Raw genomic sequence first — 1,702 nt, 5'->3', positions numbered from 1 at the left:
GTGTCCTACTCTCCCACAGGGTCCCCCCTGCAGTACCATCGGCGCTGTGAGGCTTAGCTTCCGGGTTCGGAATGTAACCGGGCGTTTCCCTCACGCTATGACCACCGAAACACTATGAAACTGTTTCAGCCGCACCACACCCTGTAACCCAGGACATGGGGCCGTTCGTGGTTTCAGAACCAACACAGTGGACGCGAGCAACTGAGGACAAGCCCTCGGCCTATTAGTACCGGTCACCTCCACACCTCACGGTGCTTCCAGATCCGGCCTATCAACCCAGTCGTCTACTGGGAGCCTTACCCCATCAAGTGGGTGGGAGTCCTCATCTCGAAGCAGGCTTCCCGCTTAGATGCTTTCAGCGGTTATCCCTCCCGAACGTAGCCAACCAGCCATGCCCTTGGCAGAACAACTGGCACACCAGAGGTTCGTCCGTCCCGGTCCTCTCGTACTAGGGACAGCCCTTCTCAAGACTCCTACGCGCGCAGCGGATAGGGACCGAACTGTCTCACGACGTTCTAAACCCAGCTCGCGTACCGCTTTAATGGGCGAACAGCCCAACCCTTGGGACCGACTCCAGCCCCAGGATGCGACGAGCCGACATCGAGGTGCCAAACCATCCCGTCGATATGGACTCTTGGGGAAGATCAGCCTGTTATCCCCGGGGTACCTTTTATCCGTTGAGCGACGGCGCTTCCACAAGCCACCGCCGGATCACTAGTCCCGACTTTCGTCCCTGCTCGACCCGTCGGTCTCACAGTCAAGCTCCCTTGTGCACTTACACTCAACACCTGATTGCCAACCAGGCTGAGGGAACCTTTGGGCGCCTCCGTTACTCTTTAGGAGGCAACCGCCCCAGTTAAACTACCCATCAGACACTGTCCCCCACCCGGATCACGGGCGCGGGTTAGACATCCAGCACGACCAGACTGGTATTTCAACGACGACTCCCCCTGAACTGGCGTCCAGAGTTCAAAGTCTCCCAGCTATCCTACACAAGCCGAACCGAACACCAATATCAAACTGTAGTAAAGGTCCCGGGGTCTTTCCGTCCTGCTGCGCGAAACGAGCATCTTTACTCGTAGTGCAATTTCACCGGGCCTATGGTTGAGACAGTCGAGAAGTCGTTACGCCATTCGTGCAGGTCGGAACTTACCCGACAAGGAATTTCGCTACCTTAGGATGGTTATAGTTACCACCGCCGTTTACTGGCGCTTAAGTTCTCAGCTTCGCCCAGACGAATCTGAGCTAACCGGTCCCCTTAACGTTCCAGCACCGGGCAGGCGTCAGTCCGTATACATCGCCTTACGGCTTCGCACGGACCTGTGTTTTTAGTAAACAGTCGCTTCTCGCTGGTCTCTGCGGCCACCCCCAGCTCAGGAAGTAAATTCCGTCACCAGGACTGGCCCCCCTTCTCCCGAAGTTACGGGGGCATTTTGCCGAGTTCCTTAACCATAGTTCACCCGAACGCCTCGGTATTCTCTACCTGACCACCTGAGTCGGTTTAGGGTACGGGCCGCCATGAAACTCGCTAGAGGCTTTTCTCGACAGCATAGGATCATCCACTTCACCACAATCGGCTCGGCATCAGGTCTCAGACTATTGCCAGGCGGATTTACCTACCTGACGTCCTACACCCTTACCCCGGGACAACCACCGCCCGGGATGGACTACCTTCCTGCGTCACCCCATCACTCACCTACTG

General features: G+C 56.9%; 2 rRNA genes (1 of these 2 running past the window's edge). Both read right to left on the bottom strand.

The features are described 5' to 3' along the window. Window positions 1–109: ribosomal RNA gene (rrf, locus tag ACZ4O3_RS43960) — 5S ribosomal RNA — on the bottom strand; the annotation flags it as partial. Window positions 110–203: 94 nt separating this feature from the next. Further along, window positions 204–1,702, bottom strand: a 23S ribosomal RNA gene (locus ACZ4O3_RS43955); it runs 1,627 nt beyond the window's last position.

The organism is Streptomyces sp. NPDC026515 (genome assembly GCF_055567595.1).
This window is presented reverse-complemented; position numbering and strand designations above follow the sequence as displayed.